We start from the raw sequence: 24,915 nt of genomic DNA, 5'->3' as shown, positions 1-24,915 counted from the left end.
ATTAAGAATTGGTACGACCGAGTGGATTCGAACCACCGACCTCTACCATGTCAAGGTAGCGCTCTAACCAACTGAGCTACGGTCGTACTGTAAGTTTGACTAAAAAGCCAATTTAGATTCAAGAAGGTAAATCGTGGTACAACCGAGTGGATTCGAACCACCGACCCCTACCATGTCAAGGTAGTGCTCTAACCAACTGAGCTACGGTTGTATTTTGATTTAAAACTGTTGTTAGCATGGCTAAACAACGGAGGCTAATATATAGCGACTGGTTGTGTGAATCAAGCAGCTTTAGCTATTTTTGTGCTAAGTGCTGGTTTTTTATTCATAACGGACTAATTTCGCACGTTCTGTAAAAACCTTGCCACCAAGCAACATGGCTTTTCGCAGAGTGCTTAAGACTTTGTAAAATTGCGTCATTACTGTCGCTATCTACAAACTGGGCCAATTCGGTGTCACGCCATATTTGCTGGTAAAGAGGTTGTAGAGTTTCTAATCGACCCACTAAGAATGATTGATAAGGCTGTAGTTGCTCTAAATAAAACTTTTTAAACACATTACTTAGCGTTTGCGCTTTTTGTTTATTCTTGTTTGCAGGGCAGAGATCATCTTTTGAATACTTCATGAGCAGCGCTGTTAATTGTTGATTGTAATGTGTTTGCACACGAGCCGCAGAAATGAGTAGCTTGTTGTATTTAAAACGATTTAATACTTCGAGTTGGTTGATGATTTGCTCTGGCTCTATAGCGTTTATTTTGCCGGTATTAATTTGATTGTTTAACTTAGCAATTTGCTCCATCGCTCTCACGGTTTCGCTAAAACCTGCGGTGTTTTCATCAATGTGTGTCGAGCTTAGCTGCCAGCTTTGCTTAAACTCGCTTTCGTTGAGCAGCATAGCTCTAAAGTAGTTAGCAAGGTTTGCTTGTTTTTGTATTGCGGTGAGTTTTATTTTTTCAAATAGCTCATCTTGTTCTTCAAAGCTTTCTAAGCACTCCTTTGCGCTTTGAATAAACTTAATTTGATAACTAAGAATGTTAGCAGGCGTTGCAGTTTTGCCAAGCTGGTTATTGTGCTCAGCAATAAGGGTTGCAAGTTTACACTGTCGTAACTGGGCAAGTTCAAGCATACCAATGGTTGCTTTATCTTCAGTATTTTCAGTAAAGTGGTTAACAGTTAGTGTACTTGGTTTAGATAGCTTAAAACTTTCGGTTTTAAGCACGTTTTCTAATCTTTGCGCGTAGGTGTGATTTACATCACCGGAAGAGGGCGTGCAGGCAATAAGTGCCACGCACGCTGTTGCGATGATAGAGTTTAGAAGGCTATTGGTTTTGCAAAAAAGGTGCATGTTTAAATCGCCTATGAACAGTGAACATCAACATAATTGCTGCGGCACTTAACCCTACAATAATGCCTATCCAAAAGCCATGAGGGCCCATTGCTGGAACAATTAAATCTGTACGAGCAAGTACGAAGCCAAGCGCAAAGCCGATCAACCAATAGGATACAAAGGTGATATAACCAATTGGTGCCGTGTATTTTAATCCCCGCAAAATACCATTGGCAGAAACTTGCAGGGCATCTGGTAACTGGTAGATACAAGCAAGTACCATGATTGAAGAGGCAAGGGCTAATACTTCAGGGTTATCAGAATACAATTGGCTTATAATATCTCGGGCAAAAAAGGTCACACTTGCCAGCAGAAAAGCAATAATTGCCGCGAGAATATAACTTGTTTTAACGGCATTTTTTAACTGCTGATAATGTTGTTGGCCAAATAAATTGCCTATTCGAATGCTAATCGCAATTGAGAGGCTCAACGGCATCATAAACAATAAAGTCGTCACACTGGCTGCAATTTGGTGACCGGCAACAGCAACAGCACCTAAGTGCGCTATAAACAAAGGAATACAGGCAAATAGCGTAACTTCAAAAAAAGTAGCTAATGAAATTGGAATACCCACTTTGGTGATAGTCCATAAAGTAGCGGGCTTTGGCGCTCTAAAATTGGCTAGCAATGCTTTGGCATCAATCTTTTTGTTAAAGTGACAATAAATAACCTGAGTTAACGCCATTGCTGTAAATACCAGTGCCGTGGCAATACCACAGCCCGCGCCACCGTACGCTTGAAAACCTAATTTACCGTGTATAAATACGTAATTGGCAGGAATATTGACCGCTAAGCCAATTAAGCTAATGTAGAAAGCAGGTTTGGTCATTCCCATACCTTCAGTAATATTGCGGTACACACTGAAAAGTAAAAAACCAAAAATACCCCATTTAACAAAATGAATGTATTGCTCAGCTAAGTGGGTAATAGATTGTGAGGTGTCTAATTGACTAAGCACAGTATCAGCAAGGCTTGCCAGCCCTAAACCGATTATGGCAAGTACTAACGCCAGATACAGACCTTGTTGAAAGTAGTGGCTAATACCTTGTTTATCGTTTGAACCAGCAAACTGCGCTATGATACCCGTTAACGCCAATAATATGCCTTGCAATGCAAGCATTAACGGATTCCAAATACCCGTTGCAATAGAAAGTGCTGCCAAGTCTGTTGCACTTACTTGGCCTGCCATCACGGTATCTACAACCGTCATTAAAATAAGGGTTACCTGTGCCAAAAAAACAGGAATGGCTAACGAAATTAACCTTTTGGCTTCCCAACTACAAAAAGACATAAAATACACAACTAAATAAACAGACAGCCATTGTAATCTATTCATAGATCAATAAAAATCGCAGTTATCTATTTAATGAAGAAAAGAGAAAGCGATGTTCACTGGAATTGTGCAAACGCAAGCCGTTGTGGTTGATGCTACTAACCAAGGCGGTGTACTAAGGCTAGCTTTACAAGTAGAACAGCAATACGCTGAAAACCTGAATATCGGCGCTAGCATAGCCATTAATGGTTGTTGTTTAACCGTGGTGAAGTTTGCATCAGACACTCAAGGGTGCTGTGTTATAAATTTTGATGTGATTGATGAAACATTGAAGTTAACCAACCTAGGTAAGCTGGCTGTCAATGATACGGTGAATTTTGAACGTTCAGTGACTTTTGGGACTGAACTGGGCGGGCATATCGTATCGGGCCACATTCATTGTATGGCCGAGATACTTTCAATTAAACACCATCAAGACAACTGTAAAATGCAATTAGCATTAGCAAAAGAGTGGCAAAAATACGTGCTTTATAAGGGATTTGTGAGCGTTAATGGGGCAAGCCTCACTGTAGGTGAAGTTGATGAGCAGGGCTTTTGGTTGCACTTAATCCCAGAAACTCTCTCTATTACCAATCTCGATAATTACCGCGAAGGGGATAAGTTAAATATCGAAGTCGATCAGCAAACTTATACCATTATCAACACGGTCGAAAATTATCTCTCGCAAGAAGGACATATAAAACGAGCAAATTAAAAAATTTGCTCGTCGTCACTATCGACATGTAATTCGAGTTTGTTGTGTGCGTAATCGATATGCATATTCAAATGGATGGGATTGCAACATGCTGCGCAATCTTCATAGTAATCTTGGTCACCGTCACTTGCATCAAGTGCTACGTGAATGTGGTGGCCACAGTGAGGGCATGAAATCCGTTGTGTGTATTGGTCTTTCATCAGCTTTTACCTTAATCAGGCATGCCTGAGTTCGTTAAATTGCAATCTTCATTAAACCCTAACTCATCAAAAATGAATCTAGATTTAATTAGATTGATATAACTCACTAACCGAATTTATTTAAGCGTAGTGCTACCAATTCGGTTAGCATCTTTATTAATACGCTTTATAAGCTAAATATAGCTGTGTTTAGCGGTTTGTGACATTCCTTTTACAGTGATTTTTAGCTTATTTCAGGAGCTGATCAATTTGTTGTTTTGCTTCAGTAAGATAGTGCCCTGCAAAGATATTGGCATTATTGAGCATAGGGTATAGTTGGTAGATGGCTCTACGTTGCTCGTAGCCTACCTGCAATGGGTAGATATCGTTATAGGCGTCATAAAAGCTATCGGGAAGTGGTGCATAAATCTCACTCATTGCGATATCGCATTCCCGATCACCATAATAACAAGCAGGGTCAAATACACTGGGTACATTATTATAAAAGCCCATATTTCGACGCCAAAAATCACCGTGTAATAACGAAGGCTCTACAACATGGCTACGCAGTGCGTCTTTAACAAAAGCGATGAAGGTGTCTTGATTAACAAGCTCAATGCCTTTTTCTTGTAATAACTGCAATTGCCAACCAATGCGTTCTTCAGCAAAAAATACATCCCATTTTTTGTGCCAACGATTTGGTTGTAGAGTAGGGCCAAGGAAGTTGTCGTTATCTAAGCCGAACATGGCTTGGGTATGCTTTTGGTGTAAATGAGCAAGGTGTTCTCCCATTTCATGCCAATTGGTATGAGGCTGTTTATCTAGCTCTAACCATTCAAGCACGATAAATGAAAACTCAATATTGCAACCTGTGGTGATGCAATCTGGGATCATAAATAGGCTTTCTTGAGTTAACAGCTCTAGATTAAAGGCTTCGCACTCCAAGCGCTCCAGATCGCTTAAATGAGCGACTTTCACAAAGAAGTGGTGTAAATCATCGCCAATTTGGAAGTATTTATCGTTATTGGGTGATTGTAATTGGCGCTTAAAGGTATGCTTAAAATCAAAATGCATCGCTTGGCTAATCTGTTCATTCACCGAATTCCACATAATTTTGTTCACCTTTTAACCATATAATTAAACTATGGCAAAAAGACGATGAATTAACAAACCCATAGCGTTAATATTGTTAAAGTTTATCGAAGTATTTATGAGGGGTCAGATGAATAAAAGTCTCATTACTAACTTAGTGGCACTTGCCTTAGTATTAGTCGGATTTTTATTTGAACAAGCAATTGTGCTCTCTGTTGGTTTATTTGCGTTATCAGGCGCAGTAACAAACTGGCTTGCTATTCACATGCTATTCGAAAAAGTACCATTTTTATACGGCTCTGGTGTTATAACATTAAAGTTTGCGTCTTTTAAGGTGGCGATTCGTAACTTGGTAATGACCGAGTTCTTCGCTGAAGAAAAAATCGATCAGGTCATGGCGCTCGCTAAACCAAATATTGATTTAGAGCCTGTGATCAGTGAAGTTAATTTAAGTCCGGCTTATGACTCTTTAATTGAGGTTATTGAAAACTCTCAATTTGGTGGCATGCTGTCGATGTTTGGTGGACGTGATGCGCTCGAGCCAATGCGCGAACCTTTCATTGAAAAAATGAAAGCAGCGGTGATTGATATTTCGAAGAGCGACGAATTTAAAACCATTCTTGATGAAAAGCTATTTGCAAAATCTCACCTTGGTGGCTCATTACACAGTACAGTTGAGCGTTTAGTTGATGAACGATTGAATGAGCTTACACCAACCATGGTAAAAGATATTATTCAAACCATGATCAAAGAACATTTAGGTTGGTTAGTAATTTGGGGTGGGGTGTTTGGCGGCTTATTTGGCCTGATAGCTGCGCTAGTCTAATGAAGAAGGAATTTGTAGCAGGCCTTCAAAGACCTGCTACTGTGTATTCATCATTATTTTGAGCCTGCAATTACAATCACAGTGTCATCAGATACGTTAGCGATATCTTGAATACTGGTTTTTGTTGCTATGTCAAAATTTAAGTATTTCGCAGAGTTATGCAACCCATAAGTGCTAACAAACTTATTAGTTGGCATATCATTGCAAAATAGTTTTTCTGTCATTACTCGTTTACTTAAGCGTAAATCGCGCATAGTTCCGATTACATTGAGTGGCTTATTTGATGCAATAGCCATACACGCTTGAGTGCCAACTGAGTTATCTGCTGCGACAAATTGGGCTGCACTTGCATCAGTTGCTGCTAGTGAAGAACCTAAAATTATTGCTGTACCTAGTGCTGTAGTTAACGTATTCATCTTTCTCTCCAGTTGTTGTCTATAACGTAACATTTGTGCGACCTGGCTATTATGGATACTGCACACTTCCTGTTTGCTGGGCACATTTAAAGTATTACGCTAAACAAAAACAATTGCTGTTAATGAAAATCGACAAGATGTAAGTAAGTATGTAGATGTGAACAAACAAAACTAACCGCTTGATAAGTGCTATTTTAAAGTGTGAATGTTGACACAATTAGCCTTAAAATTTTTTAATTAATTTTTAAAAATCCTGTATTAGCTCGTATTTAAGACTTGATATTTACGTGGCTGTTACATTTAAGTATTAACTCTAGCTTTTCTTTAAAAGGCTAATCAGAGTATAAGGAGCATCAGTGACCACAAAATTAGCAGGCTATTATCAACAAGCCTATGCATCTGAATCAAAACACTTTAATCAATGTTTTTATTGTGGTTGTGAAGCAACTGAGCGAGATTTTTGTCCGCCACTGCATATGCTGCAAAGCATTATAGATTTAGGCGAAGAGGCCGAATTTATATCAATTCCAGCATGTTATGAGTGCTTTGCATTACTGCATAACGAACGAGTGCTAACTATTGATGGGCGAGTGACAAAGCTAAAAAAGAAACTTTCTGCAAAATATGCAAAAGCGCTGAGAATTTATCACATGTGGCATGAAAGTGAACTTCACGATATGAGTGATGAGTTTGTGCACAGTATTAAAGCAGGCATGAAATTAGGTGCAGAGGCGGCAGAGCGATTAGCATTTCAAGGTTATAGTTATGCAACTGAAGATGCCAGTGTCACTATTCGCGAGAAACGTGCCGAATTTGATGTGCAAGGCAAAGTCTTTTATGACTTTAAAGACGCGCTTAATTACTGCATTAATGATTTACAAGTCGACAGAACAGAATTCTATAAGCTGGTGGTCGAAGATTATAATGGTGATTTTAACCGTGCATTGAGTCAATACCGCCATCGACACGAAAAAATAACCGCAGCTAACGATGCAGATTCACTGATTAAAAGTTTTGCCAAGCAGCACAAGCAAAACTCAGACTTTGTAACTCGAACTGTGAAACATTTTATCAACAAAGATCCGAGCTTAACTACCGAAGGTGCGTTAGAGCAGTTATATAACAACTACATAAAGAAATAGTGCTCTGTGAGGCTGGTTATTCGTCTTGAATATTGGTGACTGGCCTCGTTTACTCGCATTAGAATTAACAATTAGTTAAAGTAATTAAATAATAAAAAAGAGGAACGTAAGAATGCAAAAATTTGCACCATCCTTGTTGGTTATGGCGCTTGGTGTCGCGTTAGCGGGTTGTCAAGACAATGGCCCACAAGATCCAAAAGTCTCAATTAACAAAAACCCATACCCAAGCACTTATCAGCCACTTGCATCACAAAGTACGTTAATAACTAATGCCACTGTTTTAACCGGCACAGGTGAGCGTTTAGACGACGCAGATGTATTCTTTGTTGATGGCAAAGTCCAACAAGTAGGTAATGACCTATCTGTTCAAGCTGATAAAACAATTGATGCACAAGGCAAATGGGTAACACCGGGTATTATTGACGTGCACTCACATTTAGGTGCATACCCAACTCCATCAGTAGCATCTCACCAAGATGGTAATGAAATGACCAGCCCTGTGACTGCAGAAGTATGGGTTGAGCATTCAGTATGGCCACAAGATCCTGGCTTTAACCGTGCTCGTGAAGGCGGTATTACGTCATTACAAATTCTACCTGGTTCAGCAAACTTAATTGGTGGCCGCGGTGTAACGCTTAAAAACATTCCCTCGCACACGATGCAAGGTATGAAGTTTCCTGAAGCACCATATGGTTTAAAAATGGCATGTGGTGAAAACCCGAAACGTGTTTATGGCCGCAAAGGTGTTTTACCATCAACGCGTATGGGTAACATGGCGGGCTACCGCACAGCGTGGATTGAAGCGACTGAATACAAACGTGAATGGGATAAATACGAAAGTGATTATGCCGCAGGTAAAAACCCTGCAGCACCTCACCGCGACATCAAGCTAGATACGCTAGCAGGTGTGTTAGAAGGTGACATATTAATCCATAACCACTGTTATAAAGCAGAAGAAATGGCCATGATGATCGACCTCGGTAAAGAGTTTGGTTATCACTCAGGTACTTTCCATCACGGTGTTGAAGCATACAAAATTGCTGACTTACTTGCTGAAAACGGTAACTGTGCGGCACTTTGGCCAGATTGGTGGGGCTTTAAAATGGAAGCCTACGACATGGTTCAAGAGAACGTAGCAATTGTAGATGCTGTTAAAAATTCATGTGCCGTTGTTCACTCTGATTCTGATACAACGATTCAACGCTTAAATCAAGAAGCCGGTAAAGTGATGTATCGCGCGAATGATGTGGGTTACGACATCTCTGAGCAACACGCAATTAAGTGGATCACTTCAAACGCGGCTAAATCGCTAGGTATTGATGATAAAACAGGTTCACTTGAAGCAGGTAAGCAAGCTGATGTGGTTATTTGGAACCAAAACCCATTCAGTGTTTATGCGAAAGCTGAACAAGTATTTATCGATGGTGCCAAAGTTTATGATCGTAACGATGATAAATACCAAGCACAAAGTGATTTCATGCTAGGTCAAAAATAGGAGTAACATTGATGACAAAATTAACTAAATCATTAAAGCTGTCACTTGTTGCTGCTGGCTTATTTTCTGCGACAGCAAGTGCTGCATCGGTAGCGATTGTCAATGCAACACTACACACTTCAACAGAGCAAGGCGTACTTGAAGGCGCAAGCGTTGTTATTGAAGATGGCAAAATTGTTGCTATTAACCCAGCGACTGTCAACGCGGATACAACCATTGATGCAAAAGGCCAAATCGTGACTGCAGGCTTTATTGGTACTATGAACCAATTAGGCTTAGTGGAAGTGGGTGCTGTTGCAGGGTCGCGCGATGGTGGTGACGACAAAGCAGGCATTGACTTTGATCCAAGCCTTGCATTCAACCCACGCAGTAGCTTAATTCCTTATGCACGCAAGGGCGGTATTACTCAAGATGTGATTGTACCAAACGGTGGTGACAGTATCTTTGCGGGTCTTGCATCTGTAGTTGATCTATCGGGTAGCTTTGAAAGCGTAAATAAAAAGCAAGTTGCACTTGTTGTTCATTTAGGTGAAAAAAGTAAAGGCTCACGTGCTATGTCGATGAAAACTCTTATCGACAAGCTTGAAGGCGAAAAGTCAGCTAAAAAAGATGACAAAAAAGAGCCATCAACAGAGCAAAAAGTTATAGCTGCTGTGCTTTCGGGTGATATGCCGCTGATTGCCAGTGTTCAACGCGCATCAGACATCTATGAACTTGTTAAGTTAAAAGAAAGCTATGGCATCAATTTAGTGATTCATGGCGGTGATGATGCTGTTGTGGTTGCTGATACATTAGCTAAAGCGGATGTACCTGTGATCATCAGCTCTATGGCTAACTTACCGGGTAGCTTTGACTCTATGCATGCAAATCTTGCTAACGCAGGTAAGCTTGAAAAAGCGGGTGTAAAAGTCATTATTGGTGTTGCTGGTGACTCAAGCCACAATGTATACCAATTACGTTTTGATGCAGGTAATGCTGTGTCATACGGTATGAGCCAACAAGGTGCACTTAGCGCAGTTACCAGCAATATTGCTGATGTTTTTGGTTTAAACTCAGGCGCAATTGCCAAAGGTAAACGTGCAAACCTAGTTATGTGGTCTGCTGATCCATTTGAGCTTAACTCACACGTAAGCAAAATGTGGATCAACGGTGAAGAGGTTTCAACCGAAGCGCGTCAAGACAAACTACGCGACCGTTATACAACTGATTCAGCGATGCCACGCGCTTATACTAAATAAGTGCTCAACATATAAAAAGGCCGCAAATTTGCGGCCTTTTTAATACATATTTTCAAACTAAAAGCTAAAAAATTAGATTGCTTAGTTTATAAAGGCTAAGGCCAAATATAAGCAGTATTACTGGCACAATTACAAGGTTAAGTAAAAGCGAATTAGTGTATCCTTTCATCACCGATTTTTGATTCACTAACCAAACAAGGTAACAGGTAACAATTGGAAGTAATAATCCATTGGCAGCTTGCGCAAAGATGATAACCGCAACCGGATCAAGCCCAAGCGATGCGACCAGTGCACCGAAAACAAGGATAGTGATAGCAACCAGTTTAAAACGTGTATCACTCATTTGTGTTGACCAACCAAGCATGCCGCAAACAGCGTAAGCACCCGCAAGCGGTGCAGTTATTGCGCTAGTAAGTCCAGCTGCACATAAACCGATAGCAAAAAAATAATGAGCCATACCACCTAGAAGGGGCTCAAGTTGCACAGCCATATTGGCCGCTGAAATTTTACCTGCATCGGTACCATAAAATGCCACAGAGGCTGTTGATAAGATAGCTAACGTGATTATGCCACCTAAAGTTATCGAAATACCGGTATCAAGGTTTGTTTCTTTGATTACTTTGTCGATATTTTTTGAACTATCGTGTTTTTCTGCAAGTACCCCAGAGTGTAAAAACAGGTTGTAGGGCACAATGGTTGTGCCTATCAAGGCAAGTACCGTGGTAATTGAATTATCAGGTAAGCTAGGTATAAATCCTTTTAGCACTTCACCAAGTGGCGGAGCCGCCATCACCAGCGTTGAAATAAACACTAAGCTCATCAACACCACTAAAACAATTAACGCCCCCTCAATGACTTTATGTTTGCCAGTATACAAAAGTACTGCACTTAGAATCGCAATAAGGGGAGTCCAGAGTAGTGGACTCACTGAAGGGAGTATTTCTTGCAGTCCTAAACTGGCACCAGTCAGATTGCCTGCTTCATAAGCTGCACTGCCAATACCAATTGCACTGATCACTAATATGGCAGCCAGGGCTTTAAAAATCGGTGTTTGAATGGTGGTTCTGAGTGCAGATGCTAAATCAAGTCCTGTAGCAACACCAAGACGAGCAGCCATTGATTGCAACAAAATAGTTGCTACAACTGAGAACAATAACGTCCAAATAAGAGCAAAGCCAAAATTAGCACCTGCAACACTTGCCGTGGTGATGGTACCTGGTCCAATAAAAGCTGCGGTGACAAGCAGTCCGGGCCCTAAACGCATAATAAAACCTTTTATTATTATTTTTATACATTAACTATTAGCAAAACAGCTAATGTTTTAGAAAACAGAGCATATAGAGTATAGACAGACTTAGTATGGGTAAAGTAAAACAGGTGAATCGCTTAAAGTTAGCGAGTTGAACTTAGACCAATCCACACTGTAATTTTTATATACAGTACGTAGTAATGGCACAGTACGCATAACGAAATCAAAGTAAATACGCCTAAAATCAATGGCTTGCTTTAAGTTTTGGCTTGGTAGGTATCTTGCAAAGTGTAAGTCTATATGCTTTTAACTAAAGGAAATGAAAATGCCTGAACTTACTCTTTCAGCATATGCGGCCGTGTATGTTTACCTGATTATGCTGACAATTCAGTGGTTGGTTGCCGCTGTCACTAAAGCCAAACAGCCCAATGCGGTGCCTGGTAAACTCGATAATTCATTAAGCCACGATAGCTTTGTATTTCGTTCACATCGCACATTTATGAATACCTTAGAAAATAGCCCGTTATTTTTAGGTAGCGTATTTCTTGGGTTCTTTTTAAACTTGAACAGTAGTGCGTTTGCACTGTGTATTTGGTTGTATGTGATAGCCAGGATCATTCATATGCTGCTGTATTATGGTGTAGCAACTGAGAAGAATCCAAGCCCACGCAGCTATTTCTTTTTAATCGCTGCTTTGGCAAATAGTGTGATGCTTGTTTTAATTGGTTTACGTTTGATTTAAACAGCATTGCTAACATATATAAAAGGCATTGAATGAATGCTCATACAATGCCTTTTTTAATACTGAAAACCTAGCTACTCAACGCCAATAAAGCCACCTGTTTGGTGTGACCATAGGGCAGCATAGATGCCATCTTGGGCAATTAATTGCTCGTGTGAGCCTTGTTCAACCACGCCACCTTCATCAAGCACAATGAGTCTATCCATTTGCGCAATAGTTGATAGGCGGTGCGCAATGGCAATAACTGTTTTGCCGGTCATTAAATCGTCTAGGCTAGTTTGAATTGCGGCTTCTACTTCAGAATCAAGGGCACTGGTTGCCTCATCTAAGATTAGAATTGGTGCATCTTTTAGAAGGACTCGTGCAATAGCAATACGTTGACGTTGACCACCAGAAAGCTTCACACCGCGTTCACCAACTTGTGCGGCAAAGCCTTTATTGCCTTTGCTGTCTTCTAAGTCTTCGATGAACTCAATTGCTTCTGCTTGCTTTGCGGCCGCAAGCATTTCATCTTCAGTAGCATCGGGTCTGCCATAAAGAATGTTATCTTTTACTGAGCGGTGTAACAGCGAGGTATCTTGCGTCACCATCGCAATGTGCTTACGTAAGCTTTCTTGGCTTACCTCAGCGATGTTTTGACCATCAATGCGAATTGTGCCTGAGTCAACATCATAAAAGCGCAGTAACAAATTCACTAAGGTAGATTTACCTGCACCAGAGCGACCTACTAAACCTATTTTCTCACCCGGTTTAATATCTAAATTTAAGCCATTGATAACAGGGCCGCGGAGGGTCTCGTTGGCAGCTTTACCATAGTTAAATTGCACATTCTCAAAGCTTATCGACCCTTCATTAACAGTAAGAGTGCTTGCGTTTTCTTTATCATCCACTTCAATCGGTGTTGATAGGGTTTTCATACCATCAGCAACAGTACCAATGTTTTCAAATAGGCTACTGATCTCCCACATGATCCACTGTGCCATACCGTTTAGTCTCAGTGATAAACTCACCGCAATGGCGATAGCTCCAACACTGATGGCGCTAATTGACCATAGATATAAAGAGAGGGCCGCAATACTAAATACCAATAAGTAATTTAGCGTGTTGATAGAGAAGTTTAGGCTAGTAACTAAGCGCATTTGCTTATATACCGGTTGTAAAAACACATCCATACTATCTTTTGCATATTGTTCTTCTCGCTGTGTGTACGAGAATAATTTGATAGTAGAAATGTTAGTGTAGCTATCAACTACACGTCCGGTCATTTCTGAGCGCGCATCAGCCTGCGAGCTGGCTACTTTCTTGAGCTTTGGTACAAAATACATTTGAATAGCGGCATAAAGAACTAACCAAATTAATAATGGCAACATTAAACGCCAGTCAGATTCTGCGACCAAAAATACCATGGCGCCAAAGTAGACCACGATATACATTAGTACATCGAGCAGTTTCATCACCGATTCACGAACAGCTAATGAGGTTTGCATCACTTTAGTTGCAATACGGCCGGCAAATTCGTTTTGATAAAAACTAACACTCTGACGAAGCAAATAACGGTGTGCTAACCAACGGATAGACATAGGGTAGTTGCCAAGCAGCGCCTGATGTAACACTGCTGAATGAAAAAATACGACAATGGGTAACACGACTAGCAACATAATTGCCATTCTTGTAAGTTCAGCCTGCTGCTCAACAAATAAGGTATCAGGAGTATATTCGCCAAGCCAATCGACAAGTTGGCCCATGTAACTAAATAGCGATACTTCTAAAATAGCGAGTGCTGCGGCACTTAACGACATCAGCAGCAATGAAAGCTCCATGCCACGGGTATAATGACGGCAAAAAGCAAATAAGCTATTAGGTGGTTGAGAAGGTTGTTCTTTAGGAAACGGATTAGTCATCCGTTCAAATAAACGATACATACACGACGCTTTTTAAAAATCAAAGTGGCCTTACTATACCATTTGAGTAGTTTTTTAGCAGTTCATTTAATTTAAAAACTAAGATTAAAATCTAATTACTATTCAGTTATTTACATCTAGTGTAAGAAATGAAAATATAATAAGAAAAAGGAATTAATGATGAAAAAGTTGCTTTGTACGCTGTCCCTCGTTTTTAGCTTACCGCTTTGTGCCTACCAAACCGACACCCACATATTTAAGGGCAAAAAGACTGCCATCGAGAAACCTGTAACGGTGACATTACCTGATGGCTATCAGGACTCAAAAAAATACAATGTTATCTATGTATTACATGGCTACAGTGGAAATCACAGTGATTGGACTAAGCTGACAAACATAGAAAAACTGGCAGACCAATATGATGTCATCATTGTTAACCCAGATGGCAACTTCGGTTCGTGGTATCTCGATTCTGATATCGACAAAAGCTCGCAATACGAAACCTACATTGCAGACGATTTACTAAATTATATCGATTCTGAATATTCGACTAATCGGTCTAAAAGTGGCCGTGCAATAACAGGCTTATCAATGGGTGGCTTTGGTGCCTTACACATTGCAATAAATCACCCAGACCAGTTTGCAGCAGTTTCAGGGATATCTGCTGGGGTTGATGTTAGGCCCTTTAGTGCAGAGTTTGACCTTGAAAAAGTACTCGGCAGTTATGCTGAAAACAAAGAAAAATGGGATAGCATTGCCATTATTAACAACCTCCATAAAATTGCTGCTGGCAATACGGCATGGAAAAAGGGCGCTGATACCTTACCTATTATGCTTGATATAGGCGTTGATGACTTTTTTATTGAGCAAAACCGAGCGCTACACCAGGCGATGTTAAAAATGCGCATCCGCCATGACTATGTTGAGCGTCCGGGTATTCATGACTGGCACTATTGGAATAAAGTGATTGCCTACCAATTTTTATTTTTAACCTCACATATGGCGCCATAAAAGATGCTTCAACGTATTCTGGTGTTAATTGCTATCGGCTTTTTCGCTTTTATTGGTTGGGTTATTTATCTTGCCAATACTGGTCAAAAGTCGGTGTTTTTCGAACTCGTTGCTGCCATTCCTTACGGTGATAAGTTGGGGCATTTTTGCTTATTTGGACTACTTACGTTATTCATAAACCTTGCCTTTAAGTTTAAAACATTGAACCTTGCTGGACGGCCTATTTATTTAGCTGTGTTGATTGTGAGTACGTTTGTGATTTTAGAAGAGCTAAGCCAATTTTTTATTGAATCGAGAACATTAGACTTTGTTGATTTAATTGCAGATTTTACTGGTATCGCAATATTTAGTGCCATATCTGCATGGCTTAGCAAAAAGTTATATCCACCCAAGGTCTAAACTTTCAGTGACTTGTTAGGTTTCGTCTATACTCAGTATAGTGCTAGCCTAAAAGTTGCGTATGAACAAAAATACCTCAGATTATTTGTCAGATATTATTGAGCTATTACTTGATGCTGTTTGCGTAGTAGATGTAAAAGGCACCTTGCTGTTTACTAATCCAGCTTTTCAAACCATATTTGGTTATACGCTCGAAGAAGCTATAAACAAAAAGATGTTAGACTTTGTTTACCCTGAGGATAGAGCAAAAACCATTAATGCTATCAATCAGATAATGACAGATAATCTACATCCAAGGTTTGTAAATCGGTGGGTGAAAAAAGACGGTACTGTGGTCCATGTTTTGTGGTCTGTCTATTGGTCAAAAGAAAAGCAAGTCAGAGTGGCGATTGCTCATGATATAACAGAACAGAAAAAGCTTGAGCAAAAACTCATATTCATGGCTGGGCACGATCCACTCACTAATCTCCCTAATCGTAGCTTTTTAATTACCCAACTAGAGGAGTCACTATCCACTGCTAATACTATTTCTGCAATTATTGCGGTATTGTTTATCGATATTGATGGCTTCAAGCAAGTCAATGATATTCACGGCCACAGTGCTGGCGACAAGCTATTAAAAACTATTGCCATGCGAATTCGCCATGTATTGGATAAAGACGACATAGTTGGGCGTTTGGGAGGGGATGAGTTTGTAATTGTTGTAAAAAGTGTAAAACGCAAAGCTGATGTAATAAAAATTGCTGATAAACTAAGTCGTGAAATATGTAAGCCTTTAGTTTTTAATGATGATGAACTGTGTTATTCCCCAAGTATTGGTGCAGTTCTATTTCCAGAGCATTATGGTGATGCAGAATTCTTAATACAGTGTGCAGATAAAGCTATGTACAAAGCTAAGTATGAAGGGGGTAATCGCTTGGTGTTTTATAACGAGGGAATAAAGTTATCAGGCACTAAAAATATTAAATAGTATTAATAGCTTTATCGGAAAAATGTTTTAACCTATTAATTTGTTTTCTAACGCATTACTATTGCGCGAAATGAAATATTAGTTAGCCTTTAATGATTCATTGAAGGAGTGAAACTATGTTAAAGCGTAAAATAACAACAACGGGTGCTTTGTTTAGCTCATCGCTGTTATTGGTCTCGGCAGCTCATGCCACAACACCTCAATATAAAGATCAACAAGCTTTGCATGATATTGCAAGTGCTGTTTCTAAAACACGTATAGAGCAAGATATTCAAACGCTGGTTGATTTTGGCACTCGCCATACTCTCTCTGAGACGAAATCAGATACGCGCGGTATTGGTGCTGCAAGACGTTGGATCAAGTCTGAATTTGAGGCGATATCTAAAGCTTGCGGTAACTGCCTAGAAATCATCGAGGTAAAAGACACTATCTCCGGTGAAAAGCGTATTCCAAACCCGGTTGACGTGGTCAATATTGTGGCTATACAGCGTGGTCAAGTTGATGCAAATCGTATGGTTATAATGTCGGGTGATATTGACTCGAGAGTGTCTGATGTTATGGACTATATCTCAGATGCGCCAGGGGCTAACGATAATGCATCTGGAGTGGCTGGCGTGCTTGAATCGGCGCGAGTTTTATCAAAGTATAAATTTAACGGCTCAATTGTTTACGCAGCATTATCTGGTGAAGAGCAAGGCTTGTTTGGCGGTAAAATCTTAGCTAAATATGCACAAGAGCATGATTGGCGTGTTCATGGTGTTTTAAACAATGACATGATTGGTAATTCAACGGGCATTAATGGTGTAACAGATAACACAACTGCACGTATTTTCTCTGAAGGCACACGCGTTATTGAAACGAAAGACCAGGCTCATAAACGCCGTTTTACGGGGGGCGAGGTTGACTCAGCAAGTCGTAACCTTGCGCGCTACATAGATACAATCGCAGATCGTTACATCGAGAATCTAGATACCATGTTGGTATATCGACTCGATCGGTTTGGTCGAGGAGGGCATCACCGTCCATTTAACGATGTTGGCTTTGCCGCTGTGCGTATTATGGAGACAAACGAAAACTATAATCAACAGCATCAAGACTTACGTACTGAAAATGGTATTACTTATGGTGACACCATTGACCATGTTGATTTTGCCTATGCAGCGAAATTAACGTCACTCAATGCAGTAACAATGGCATCAATGGCATGGGCTCCGGCGCCACCAACGGGTGTTAGTATTTCAGGTGCAGTAAAGCCGAGTACAACATTAGCGTGGCATAAAAGTGATGATCCAACGGTGGTCAGTTATAAAATCTATTGGCGTTATACCAGTGAGCCACAATGGCAGTTTAGCCGCGATGTAGGCAAGGTAACCGAAGCAACCCTTAAAAATGTTGTTATCGATAACTACTATTTTGGTGTTGCGGCTGTAAACAAAGACGGTATTGAATCACCGGTTGTATTTCCTGGCGATGTTGGCGCGTTCGAATGGTCAGACAAATCAACTAAATAGCAATCGTTAAGTCATAGCGGACACCACCCAGTTCGCTATGAGCTGCTGTAATACGCCAGTTATGGGCTTCGACAATTTGTTTTACTATCGCAAGCCCAATTCCTGAACCTGACTGTTTCACTGTTTTTAAGTCAGGCACTCTATAAAGATGGTCAAAAATCTTTGCTAAACTCTCGTCGCTGACGCCAGGGGATGAATCTTCATAGCAGATTAAAAGCTGTGTTTGGTTTTGGCTAATCGTCAAATTAATCTTACCAGGGTGATTTGTGTACTTAAGCGAATTACTGATTAAGTTTGCAAATAACTGTGAAAGCCGTGTTGCATCGCACTCAAAACTTAGTTCATCAGCAACATTTTGTGTAAATGTCACTTCAAATTTTTCAAGCTGGATCAGCATATCTGCGTGTAAACTTTGGAAATACTCAGCCGCATTAATTGTTGTTACGTTGAGCTGAAAACTGCTTTGTTCTAAAAGTGAAACTTTATTTAAATCAGTCACTAAAGTTGCCATGTCGGTGATTTTTTGGTTAAGCTTTTCGTATGTAAGCTCATTAAATTGGGTTAGGCCTGCTTGAAGCGTTTCAAGGTGTAAGCGCAACCCTGTTAATGGACCACTTAGTTCGTGAGCTACTTGTGATAATAACTTACTACGTTGACTGATTTGTTTATCCAGATAATTTCGGCGCTGTTCAATAAGCTGTTTTCTCTGTCTTATTCTTAATAAAGCAATGCCCATTGCAGCTAAAAGCAGGCTAAATAATAAGACGCTGTATAAAATAGCTTGACGTTGTGCGGCAATAGCTTGGCTTTTTTCATTGTCTTGGAGTTTTAAATCTTGTATTGCTAAATCGCGGTCGCGCATTGCAATGGAGTTTTGTAGCTCAGCTAAACGGTGGTTGTAGTTGTTACGGGCAAAGCCTTTTTCAAGCTCTGTAATAGCACGTTGATACGACAGGGCTTGTTTATAATCAGCTTGTTTTTCTGTCACAGTTATCAAATGTTCTAGGGCAATGATTTGCTTTTGCAGCTTATTTTTTTGCTTACTTAACTGGTAGGCTTGCTCAGCATAATGTTTAGCTTGTTCGTGCTCAGTAGAGCCAATGTACAGCTTAGCTAATGTAAGTAATACATCTATATATAAGTGATCGTCTTGCTTGATTTCAATGAGCACTTGTTTTTCAATGCTTAATGCTTGGTCAGGTTTATCTATTTCGAGCAAATTTATCGCAATATTATGGTTTGCCCAGGCAGTATTTCGCGTACTGTTATAACTAGCGAAGACCTGCTTAGCCTCTTGTGCGTATGCAAGTGCTGCAGGGTAGTTTTTAAGTCCATATTCGCATTGGGATAGCTTAACTAAACTATGTCCGATATCAGACAGTGAACCCGTTTGCCTATCAAAACTAAGGGCTGTAATAAACTCGCTCTTTGCTTTTTCGTATTGTTCTAAATCTAAATAACTTTGGGCAATTGAATAACTTATACCTGCTTGTAATGAAATAGACGGCGACATTTGCTGAATAACTTCACGGCGTTTTAGCTTATATTCTAGGGCAAGGGTTAACCGGTCTAACTGTTCAAGATTACGCGAATAACCATGGTAGAGCATTTCTTTTTGCTTTAAGGATAATTCTCGATTGTTGTCGTGAATATAAACCTCAAGCAAGTTCAAGGCTGCTTGATATTCACCTGCATTATGATAAGCACTGACAAGGCTCGCAACGGCATCAATTTCGTAATCGGTGAGTTGCAAACGCTGAAACAGCGCGACATTTTGTTGAGATAAGTGAATTGCAGATTCTAATTTATTTGCGCTATATGCCAATCGAGCTTTGACTAAATATAATTCGCTATAAATAGAGGTGTCACTTTTATATTTTGGAGAAGACTCAAGTTCTTCTACTATGTTTTGCGCCTGTTGAAACTGACCTAGGTGTATATGAACGTGAATTAATCTAACATTAAAGCTTAATCGCTCAGCAAAACTGGCAGATTCAATAAGGCGTTTATCTATATTTGTTAAATATTTATAGCGTTCTTGGTAATCGCTTATTGTTCTAGCTTCATCAATGTGGCCTTGTAAAGTTGACGCAATTGATGCAAATGACAAGGTACAAAGCAGAATAACAAGAGCTTTAAAGTTCATTATTAACATTTATTATTATTTTTTCTGAAGCAATTCTAGCACATCATGCTTTTGTGTTGAGTAAATTTGTTTTTTGTGATTAAAAAGAATTGCATTTTGCGATATAGATAGTTGCATCTTGCAAAAAGAATCTACAAAAAATATTTAAAACCTTATTTTTTAATGAGTTATATTTTGGAACAATTGCTGCTTTAAATAATTACATAACCACAGGAGAGTGTAATTATGAAAAGCAAAATACCCGTCTGTCTTTTATCAGTGCTTGCCACTAGTTATGTAAGCGCAGCTCCGTTTGAAGAATGCCCAAGTAAAGCATTTCTAATACAAGGTACACCTGCACAAATGTTTGGAATTGATTTGGTCTCTGCTAAAGCGACAGTATTAGCACCGTCATTAAACTTTAGTGACGAAACAAACAATGAAAGCGTAAATGCTGTGGGTTTTAACTATAAAGACCAATATATGTATGGCTTTAGTAAGCAAAGCCCTAAGAGTGTTGTCAAAATTGGTGATGATTATCAACTAGAACGACTCGTGGTTAACGGTCTGCCTGATACTAACTTCTATGTGGGTGACATCCATGTAAATAGTGAAACTAATCAGGCGGTATATTATTTGTATCATCCCAAATTCGGATTGTACGGTATTGATTTGACAGAGCCTGCTGATGAATATCAAGCTGATTTAGTTGCGGGTTCAGCTAGCTGGGGGTTAGCTATTTATGATTTTGCTTTTCATCCTAATAGCAACCTTTTGTATGCAGTTGAATCAAATGGCGACTTATACGAAATAGATCTTAATAATCTGACACCCACTTTTGTGGCGAACTTAGATATAGCTGGTGATACCGGAGCGAATGGTGCTGGGTATTTTGATGTAAAAGGACAGTTTTATTTTAGTAATAACCGAAGCGGTAAAATACACAAAGCAGACCTTAGCATTAGCCCTGTAAACGGTTACACGCCAACTGCTGCGGTGTTTACTTTAGGGCCTACATCAAATCAAAATGATGGTGCACGCTGCGCAATTGCTGAGGTAAAGGTAACGGATAATTCAATCGATTTTGGTGATGCACCTGCTCCTTATCAAACCTCACTCGAAGACAGTGGCGCAAGACATTTATTTGACCCAAATGCAGATCAAACTAATTTGGTTTACTTAGGTGCTACAGTAGATGGCGAGAATATTAATACACGTTCAGACTTACTTTTAACACCTGATGATCAATCAGATGACGGCGTTAAGTTCGTCACTGATTTGGTAGCAGGCAATACCAGTCAAATTATTGTTACCTCTGCAAATGACGAGACATATCTATACGCATGGTTTGATTGGGATCAGAATTACCAATTTGATGCGGATGAAATTACGGTGTCTAAATATCGGTTAAACCAAGGCGATAATAGCATTTTGGTTAATGTTCCAGATGATGCCGTTATGGGAACAACCTGGTCTCGCTTTCGTGTAACTGATGGTAGTGAAACCAATCCAATTACAGCAACTGGTGGTGTTATTGGTGGGGAGGTAGAAGATTACTCTGTAACAACATTGGGAAGCCTAGTTTACCCAGGAGAAAATAGCTGGGTAACACTTGCATTTGAGGATAAATGGCCATTTTCTGGAGATTATGACTTCAATGATTTAGTTATAAACTATCGAACTACAATTATAGATCAAAATGGTGTGGCTACAGGTTACAAAATAGAAGGTGAGCTAGTTGGGATAGGTGCTGATTTTCATAATGGCTTTGCAGTTAGGTTATATGAGACTGTGGAAGGTTCAAATGATAAACGCATTTTACGTAGCCAAATTAATGCTGAAAAAACTAGTTTACTGATTAATGGTCTTGAACAAACGCACGAGATCTTAGAGCAAAATACTGAAGATGCTATTTTCGTGATTATGCCTGATACTTGGGATTACATTGATAAACAGTCTAATTGTAATTATTTTAGAACCGAGACGGGTTGTGATAGCAATAGTAAAGTCACGTTTTCATTGTTTATTGATTTATTACCAGGTACAGCGACCGCTGATGCACCTAAGTACACATTAGATCCTTTCATATTTGCAGCTGATGGACACTATCATGGTGAAGCCTTGGTTGGTAAAGACCCTAGAAGCTGGGAGGTTCACCTTAAGAATCAGCAGCCGACAGAAAAATTTGATATGCAACTATTTTCTTTCGCAGAGTCTGATGATGCATCTGACAGTGCGCAGGGCTTTTACTTCCAAACCGAAACAGGTCTACCTTGGGCAATTGAAGTAGGTACTTCTTGGGCTCACCCTAAAGAAGGGGTAGATATTACCCATGCATACAGCGACTTTAAAGCATTTGCAGAATCAAAAGGGCAAGAAAAGCCAATGTGGTTCAACAATGCTAAACCTGCTAACGTGATTTCAAGAGGAGAATAATTATGAAACATTATACTTTAGTGATCATAAGCTTAATGTTAGCTGCGTGTGGTGGCGGTGGTGAAGGCGACTCTGCAACGGAAAGTGCTGGAACAAATGTAACGCAAGCACCTACAACAGATACAACGCCACCTGAGACAACACCTCCGGCTACTGGCGTGGATCCTGAGACGATGAATGATTTAACGATTGCTCCTGAGTTTAATTTAAGTAGTAAATTAGAGCTCGATGTAGATGTAGATTTGAATATTGGTGACACCAGAGCCTTTTTAAACATATGTCTTAAAGGCGACGACGATAAAGCCGATTATAACCAGTGTTTGCTTCGTGCACCATTGGTACAGAGCAAGCTGTCATCTAGTTTAATGTTAGCTAACAGTGGATTAGAGCTGGTGGCCGAGGTGTGGTTTTATGACACTCAGAGTGAGCCTTTACGTTATTATTGGAAAAATGATAGTGAGCAGCCAATGGTGTTTACGATTAGGTAAGAGTGATCGATTCTTTACGTAAATGAGTTTAATTTGTAAGAATCTTATTTTCAACAGCTTGAAGAGGAATGAGTGATGGAATACATAGAGCAAGTGTTAAAATCAGTAAAGAGTTCTAATCCAAATGAAACGGAGTTTTATCAAGCTGTTGAAGAGGTTCTGTCTTCGATTAATCAATATCTCGAGATTAATGATAAGTATCAAAAAAACTCTATTGTTGAACGATTAGTAGAGCCAGAAAGGCAAGTCATATTTAGGGTTCCTTGGCTTGATGATCTTGGAAATGTTCAGGTTAATCGTGGTTTTAGAATTGAATTTAGTTCATCGTTAGGTCCTTTTAAGGGCGGCCTACGATTTCACCCCAGCGTTAACCAAAGTGTGGTTAAATTTTTGGGCTTTGAACAAGTCTTAAAAAATGCATTGACAGGTTTACCGTTAGGTGGCGGTAAAGGTGGTGCTGATTTCAACCCCAAAGATAAAAGCGACCATGAAATTATGCGTTTTTGTCAGTCATACATGACTGAGCTTTTCCGTCATATTGGTGCTAATACAGATGTTCCCGCCGGTGATATAGGCGTTGGCGCTCGGGAAATAGGTTATTTGTTTGGGCAGTACAAGCGGATCACAAACCAATTTAGTGGCGTTTTAACAGGAAAACCTGAATCACTAAATGGTTCTTCTTTAAGAACAGAAGCAACAGGATACGGCGTTGCTTACTTTCTAAGTGCTATGTTAGATGCGAAAGGCGACTCTATAACAGGAAAACGGTGCTTAGTGTCTGGTGCTGGTAATGTTGCACTTTATCTGATGAAAAAGCTTGATGAGTACGATGCTGTGATTCTTAGCTGTAGCGATTCGAAGGGCACGCTATATAGTAAGAATGGGCTTGACGTAAAATTAGTGATGCATCTTAAAAGTGAACGTGGTGCTGAGCTTAGAGATTATTTGAATGAACATAAAGATGCTGAGTTCACACCTGTCAATCAATACCCAACTGACGGTCATCAAGTTTGGCGATATGAAGCAGACATTGCTTTGCCATGTGCGACTCAAAATGAAATTACTAAAGGTGATGCTAAAGCTCTTGTAGAAAACAGATGTTTGACTGTGTGCGAAGGTGCCAACATGCCAACTACACCTGAAGCAATGAAGATTTTCAAAGAGCACAACGTTTACTTAGGGCCAAGCAAAGCCGCAAATGCTGGAGGTGTGGCGACGAGCCAATTCGAAATGGCTCAAAATGCCAGTATGCAAAAGTGGCAATCTGAGCAAGTTGATGAAAAACTTCAGCAAGTTATGAAATCCATTTTTAATACTATTTCAGTTACTGCCAAGCAGTACTCTATTGAACACGACTTGGTGCTTGGTGCGAATATAGCAGGGTTTGAACGAGTTGCAGATGCAATGTTAAAGCAAGGTGTTGTTTAGTGATTTGACAATATAATTAGACACCCACTTTTTTCTAAGAATATAAAATGTAATTAAAGAGACATCCATTTTTACATAAACAATAAAGACACCCATTTTATTTATTGATATGAGTGCAGTATCGCATAATTGAGATTTATCTCGGCTAGATGAAAGTATGGAGTTGGTACTTAATTACTGCTCTGTCTGAAAAATTAGCTATTTAATTTATACCATAAGTAATTTCAGAACGTCGATATTTCTATTTATATCAATAGCTATTTATTAGTATTGTTTTGTAGTTTTAATAGATTAACAAAATAAAGCTTGGCTCTTAGCTATAGAGCTTCTCCGTTTTCGTTTCATGTGATTTGTGTAAGCTGTGATTGCTTGTTCTTTACCTGCAGTATTTTTAAATGAGCGGGTAAAGGAAGTGGTGAGTGTAAGCCAGTTGTCAGTACAAATATTTAGTCTTTCAAGTATTGGTAATGCATCTTCAGGGATTTTCCCTGGTTTATCTTCTCGTATTGAGCGACCAGTCCAATCAACGAGTTGAAGGTATGTTTTGAGCTCATATGGCAGACCTTTAGGCATATGCTTACGTGGTTTACCTGCAAAGCGCATAAGTGATTTTGGTTGCTTATTATTTTGAGCTGACTCAATGCGTGTTTTTATACTGGTGTAGTCAGATTGCTCAGGTAAATCAGCCGCTTTTGCTCTAACAGGATTTAAATCTACATAAGCAAGGCAAGCTGCAAGAGCTGCTTCATCAAGTAAAGCTTGTGATTTAAAGCGACCTTCCCAAAAGCGTCCTTTGCACTCATCTTCTTGATTTGCTTGTCGTGCAATACTCTCATTAAGAACGCGCATAAAC

22 protein-coding genes and 2 tRNA genes are annotated in these 24,915 nt (G+C 39.7%); 13 read left to right on the top strand and 11 right to left on the bottom strand.

The window, feature by feature from the left end:
* Positions 1-9: 9 nt before the first annotated feature.
* The 4 genes from CWB80_RS05185 to CWB80_RS05170 form a co-directional block, all read right to left on the bottom strand.
* A tRNA-Val gene (locus CWB80_RS05185) sits at positions 10-86 on the bottom strand.
* A gap of 48 nt (positions 87-134) precedes the next feature.
* A tRNA-Val gene (locus CWB80_RS05180) sits at positions 135-211 on the bottom strand.
* A 114-nt stretch (positions 212-325) separates the two neighbouring features.
* Positions 326-1,345 carry a DUF3080 family protein gene (locus CWB80_RS05175; protein WP_138601841.1) on the bottom strand — a complete coding sequence of 340 codons (1,020 nt, stop codon included), beginning with the start codon at positions 1,343-1,345 and terminating at the stop codon, positions 326-328.
* Complete coding sequence (locus CWB80_RS05170) at positions 1,320-2,678, bottom strand: MATE family efflux transporter (RefSeq protein ID WP_138601873.1); 1,359 nt, start codon at positions 2,676-2,678, stop codon at positions 1,320-1,322. The genes CWB80_RS05175 and CWB80_RS05170 overlap by 26 nt, the downstream gene beginning before the upstream one ends.
* A 94-nt stretch (positions 2,679-2,772) precedes the next feature.
* On the opposite strand from CWB80_RS05170, the gene CWB80_RS05165 reads away from it, so the two are divergent.
* On the top strand, positions 2,773-3,414 hold the full coding sequence (locus tag CWB80_RS05165) for a riboflavin synthase subunit alpha (RefSeq protein ID WP_138601843.1): 642 nt from the start codon (positions 2,773-2,775) through the stop codon (positions 3,412-3,414).
* Here CWB80_RS05165 and CWB80_RS05160 read toward each other — a convergent pair.
* Both CWB80_RS05160 and CWB80_RS05155 read right to left on the bottom strand, forming a co-directional pair.
* Positions 3,411-3,614, bottom strand: a complete 204-nt coding sequence (locus CWB80_RS05160; RefSeq protein ID WP_054561385.1) for a CPXCG motif-containing cysteine-rich protein — start codon at positions 3,612-3,614, stop codon at positions 3,411-3,413. The two genes, CWB80_RS05165 and CWB80_RS05160, sit on opposite strands and share 4 nt — an antisense overlap.
* Before the next feature lie 228 nt (positions 3,615-3,842).
* Entirely contained in the window at positions 3,843-4,703 is an 861-nt protein-coding gene (locus CWB80_RS05155; RefSeq protein WP_138601845.1) for a fructosamine kinase family protein, read from the bottom strand.
* A 112-nt stretch (positions 4,704-4,815) separates the two neighbouring features.
* Between CWB80_RS05155 and CWB80_RS05150 the strand changes: the two genes are divergently transcribed.
* Positions 4,816-5,511 carry a DUF445 domain-containing protein gene (locus CWB80_RS05150; protein WP_138601847.1) on the top strand — a complete coding sequence of 232 codons (696 nt, stop codon included), beginning with the start codon at positions 4,816-4,818 and terminating at the stop codon, positions 5,509-5,511.
* A gap of 53 nt (positions 5,512-5,564) precedes the next feature.
* Here CWB80_RS05150 and CWB80_RS05145 read toward each other — a convergent pair whose 3' ends face one another.
* Positions 5,565-5,927, bottom strand: coding sequence for a DUF3718 domain-containing protein (locus CWB80_RS05145; protein ID WP_054554737.1), 363 nt, complete (start codon positions 5,925-5,927; stop codon positions 5,565-5,567).
* A gap of 356 nt (positions 5,928-6,283) precedes the next feature.
* Between CWB80_RS05145 and CWB80_RS05140 the strand changes: the two genes are divergently transcribed.
* From CWB80_RS05140 to CWB80_RS05130, 3 genes are all read left to right on the top strand, one after another.
* On the top strand, positions 6,284-7,069 hold the full coding sequence (locus CWB80_RS05140) for a hypothetical protein (RefSeq protein WP_138601849.1): 786 nt from the start codon (positions 6,284-6,286) through the stop codon (positions 7,067-7,069).
* A gap of 112 nt (positions 7,070-7,181) precedes the next feature.
* On the top strand, positions 7,182-8,564 hold the full coding sequence (locus CWB80_RS05135; RefSeq protein WP_138601851.1) for an amidohydrolase: 1,383 nt from the start codon (positions 7,182-7,184) through the stop codon (positions 8,562-8,564).
* 11 nt (positions 8,565-8,575) lie between these two features.
* A complete protein-coding gene (locus tag CWB80_RS05130; protein ID WP_138601853.1) occupies positions 8,576-9,802 on the top strand; it encodes an amidohydrolase family protein in 1,227 nt (408 codons plus the stop codon).
* 64 nt (positions 9,803-9,866) lie between these two features.
* Here the strand turns inward: CWB80_RS05130 and CWB80_RS05125 are convergent, their stop codons facing one another.
* Positions 9,867-11,066, bottom strand: coding sequence for an Nramp family divalent metal transporter (locus CWB80_RS05125; protein WP_138601855.1), 1,200 nt, complete (start codon positions 11,064-11,066; stop codon positions 9,867-9,869).
* Positions 11,067-11,376: 310 nt separating this feature from the next.
* On the opposite strand from CWB80_RS05125, the gene CWB80_RS05120 reads away from it, so the two are divergent.
* Positions 11,377-11,793, top strand: a complete 417-nt coding sequence (locus tag CWB80_RS05120) for an MAPEG family protein (RefSeq protein WP_138601857.1) — start codon at positions 11,377-11,379, stop codon at positions 11,791-11,793.
* A gap of 74 nt (positions 11,794-11,867) precedes the next feature.
* On the opposite strand, the gene CWB80_RS05115 is transcribed toward CWB80_RS05120, so the two are convergent.
* Entirely contained in the window at positions 11,868-13,715 is a 1,848-nt protein-coding gene (locus CWB80_RS05115; RefSeq protein ID WP_138601859.1) for an ABC transporter ATP-binding protein, read from the bottom strand.
* Between the two features lie 159 nt (positions 13,716-13,874).
* Here CWB80_RS05115 and CWB80_RS05110 point away from each other — a divergent pair, with 159 nt between their 5' ends.
* The 4 genes from CWB80_RS05110 to CWB80_RS05095 all read left to right on the top strand — a co-directional run bounded on the left by CWB80_RS05110 (position 13,875) and on the right by CWB80_RS05095 (position 17,585).
* Positions 13,875-14,705 (top strand): alpha/beta hydrolase, encoded by an 831-nt coding sequence (locus CWB80_RS05110; protein WP_138601861.1) that lies wholly within the window; start codon positions 13,875-13,877, stop codon positions 14,703-14,705.
* 3 nt (positions 14,706-14,708) lie between these two features.
* Positions 14,709-15,104: a VanZ family protein gene (locus CWB80_RS05105; protein WP_054554745.1), complete on the top strand. Its 396-nt coding sequence runs from the start codon at positions 14,709-14,711 to the stop codon at positions 15,102-15,104.
* Positions 15,105-15,165: 61 nt separating this feature from the next.
* Positions 15,166-16,074 carry a sensor domain-containing diguanylate cyclase gene (locus CWB80_RS05100; protein WP_138601863.1) on the top strand — a complete coding sequence of 303 codons (909 nt, stop codon included), beginning with the start codon at positions 15,166-15,168 and terminating at the stop codon, positions 16,072-16,074.
* A 116-nt stretch (positions 16,075-16,190) separates the two neighbouring features.
* The gene (locus CWB80_RS05095) at positions 16,191-17,585 is read left to right on the top strand and encodes a M28 family metallopeptidase (protein WP_138601865.1); all 1,395 of its coding nucleotides are present in this window, start codon (positions 16,191-16,193) and stop codon (positions 17,583-17,585) included.
* Here CWB80_RS05095 and CWB80_RS05090 read toward each other — a convergent pair.
* On the bottom strand, positions 17,578-19,731 hold the full coding sequence (locus CWB80_RS05090; RefSeq protein WP_171041490.1) for an ATP-binding protein: 2,154 nt from the start codon (positions 19,729-19,731) through the stop codon (positions 17,578-17,580). The two genes, CWB80_RS05095 and CWB80_RS05090, sit on opposite strands and share 8 nt — an antisense overlap.
* A 225-nt stretch (positions 19,732-19,956) precedes the next feature.
* Here CWB80_RS05090 and CWB80_RS05085 point away from each other — a divergent pair, with 225 nt between their 5' ends.
* The 3 genes from CWB80_RS05085 to gdhA all read left to right on the top strand — a co-directional run bounded on the left by CWB80_RS05085 (position 19,957) and on the right by gdhA (position 24,062).
* Positions 19,957-22,146, top strand: coding sequence for an LruC domain-containing protein (locus CWB80_RS05085; RefSeq protein WP_138601869.1), 2,190 nt, complete (start codon positions 19,957-19,959; stop codon positions 22,144-22,146).
* A gap of 2 nt (positions 22,147-22,148) precedes the next feature.
* Positions 22,149-22,634, top strand: a complete 486-nt coding sequence (locus CWB80_RS05080; RefSeq protein ID WP_054554751.1) for a hypothetical protein — start codon at positions 22,149-22,151, stop codon at positions 22,632-22,634.
* 75 nt (positions 22,635-22,709) lie between these two features.
* The gene (gene gdhA, locus CWB80_RS05075; protein WP_138601871.1) at positions 22,710-24,062 is read left to right on the top strand and encodes an NADP-specific glutamate dehydrogenase; all 1,353 of its coding nucleotides are present in this window, start codon (positions 22,710-22,712) and stop codon (positions 24,060-24,062) included.
* A 291-nt stretch (positions 24,063-24,353) separates the two neighbouring features.
* Here gdhA and CWB80_RS05070 read toward each other — a convergent pair.
* The coding region (locus tag CWB80_RS05070) for a transposase (protein WP_212751493.1) at positions 24,354-24,915 on the bottom strand (562 nt) is incomplete at its 5' end.

Source organism: Pseudoalteromonas sp. S1650 (assembly GCF_005887195.1).
GTDB classification, from domain to species: domain Bacteria; phylum Pseudomonadota; class Gammaproteobacteria; order Enterobacterales; family Alteromonadaceae; genus Pseudoalteromonas; species Pseudoalteromonas simplex.
The sequence above is the reverse complement of the archived record's forward strand: the minus strand, read 5'-3'. Positions and strand labels throughout refer to the sequence as shown.

Bases quoted from the DNA above. Each gene is read 5' to 3' on its own strand.
- CWB80_RS05150 (WP_138601847.1), top strand. From the start codon at position 4,816: ATGAATAAAAGTCTCATTACTAACTTAGTGGCACTTGCCTTAGTATTA.
- CWB80_RS05080 (WP_054554751.1), top strand. From the start codon at position 22,149: ATGAAACATTATACTTTAGTGATCATAAGCTTAATGTTAGCTGCGTGT.
- CWB80_RS05135 (WP_138601851.1), top strand. From the start codon at position 7,182: ATGCAAAAATTTGCACCATCCTTGTTGGTTATGGCGCTTGGTGTCGCG.
- CWB80_RS05155 (WP_138601845.1), bottom strand. From the start codon at position 4,703: ATGTGGAATTCGGTGAATGAACAGATTAGCCAAGCGATGCATTTTGAT.
- CWB80_RS05175 (WP_138601841.1), bottom strand. From the start codon at position 1,345: ATGCACCTTTTTTGCAAAACCAATAGCCTTCTAAACTCTATCATCGCA.
- gdhA (WP_138601871.1), top strand. From the start codon at position 22,710: ATGGAATACATAGAGCAAGTGTTAAAATCAGTAAAGAGTTCTAATCCA.
- CWB80_RS05095 (WP_138601865.1), top strand. From the start codon at position 16,191: ATGTTAAAGCGTAAAATAACAACAACGGGTGCTTTGTTTAGCTCATCG.
- CWB80_RS05105 (WP_054554745.1), top strand. From the start codon at position 14,709: ATGCTTCAACGTATTCTGGTGTTAATTGCTATCGGCTTTTTCGCTTTT.
- CWB80_RS05110 (WP_138601861.1), top strand. From the start codon at position 13,875: ATGAAAAAGTTGCTTTGTACGCTGTCCCTCGTTTTTAGCTTACCGCTT.
- CWB80_RS05160 (WP_054561385.1), bottom strand. From the start codon at position 3,614: ATGAAAGACCAATACACACAACGGATTTCATGCCCTCACTGTGGCCAC.
- CWB80_RS05085 (WP_138601869.1), top strand. From the start codon at position 19,957: ATGAAAAGCAAAATACCCGTCTGTCTTTTATCAGTGCTTGCCACTAGT.
- CWB80_RS05145 (WP_054554737.1), bottom strand. From the start codon at position 5,927: ATGAATACGTTAACTACAGCACTAGGTACAGCAATAATTTTAGGTTCT.
- CWB80_RS05100 (WP_138601863.1), top strand. From the start codon at position 15,166: ATGAACAAAAATACCTCAGATTATTTGTCAGATATTATTGAGCTATTA.
- CWB80_RS05165 (WP_138601843.1), top strand. From the start codon at position 2,773: ATGTTCACTGGAATTGTGCAAACGCAAGCCGTTGTGGTTGATGCTACT.
- CWB80_RS05090 (WP_171041490.1), bottom strand. From the start codon at position 19,731: ATGAACTTTAAAGCTCTTGTTATTCTGCTTTGTACCTTGTCATTTGCA.
- CWB80_RS05130 (WP_138601853.1), top strand. From the start codon at position 8,576: ATGACAAAATTAACTAAATCATTAAAGCTGTCACTTGTTGCTGCTGGC.
- CWB80_RS05115 (WP_138601859.1), bottom strand. From the start codon at position 13,715: ATGTATCGTTTATTTGAACGGATGACTAATCCGTTTCCTAAAGAACAA.
- CWB80_RS05125 (WP_138601855.1), bottom strand. From the start codon at position 11,066: ATGCGTTTAGGGCCCGGACTGCTTGTCACCGCAGCTTTTATTGGACCA.
- CWB80_RS05120 (WP_138601857.1), top strand. From the start codon at position 11,377: ATGCCTGAACTTACTCTTTCAGCATATGCGGCCGTGTATGTTTACCTG.
- CWB80_RS05170 (WP_138601873.1), bottom strand. From the start codon at position 2,678: ATGTCTTTTTGTAGTTGGGAAGCCAAAAGGTTAATTTCGTTAGCCATT.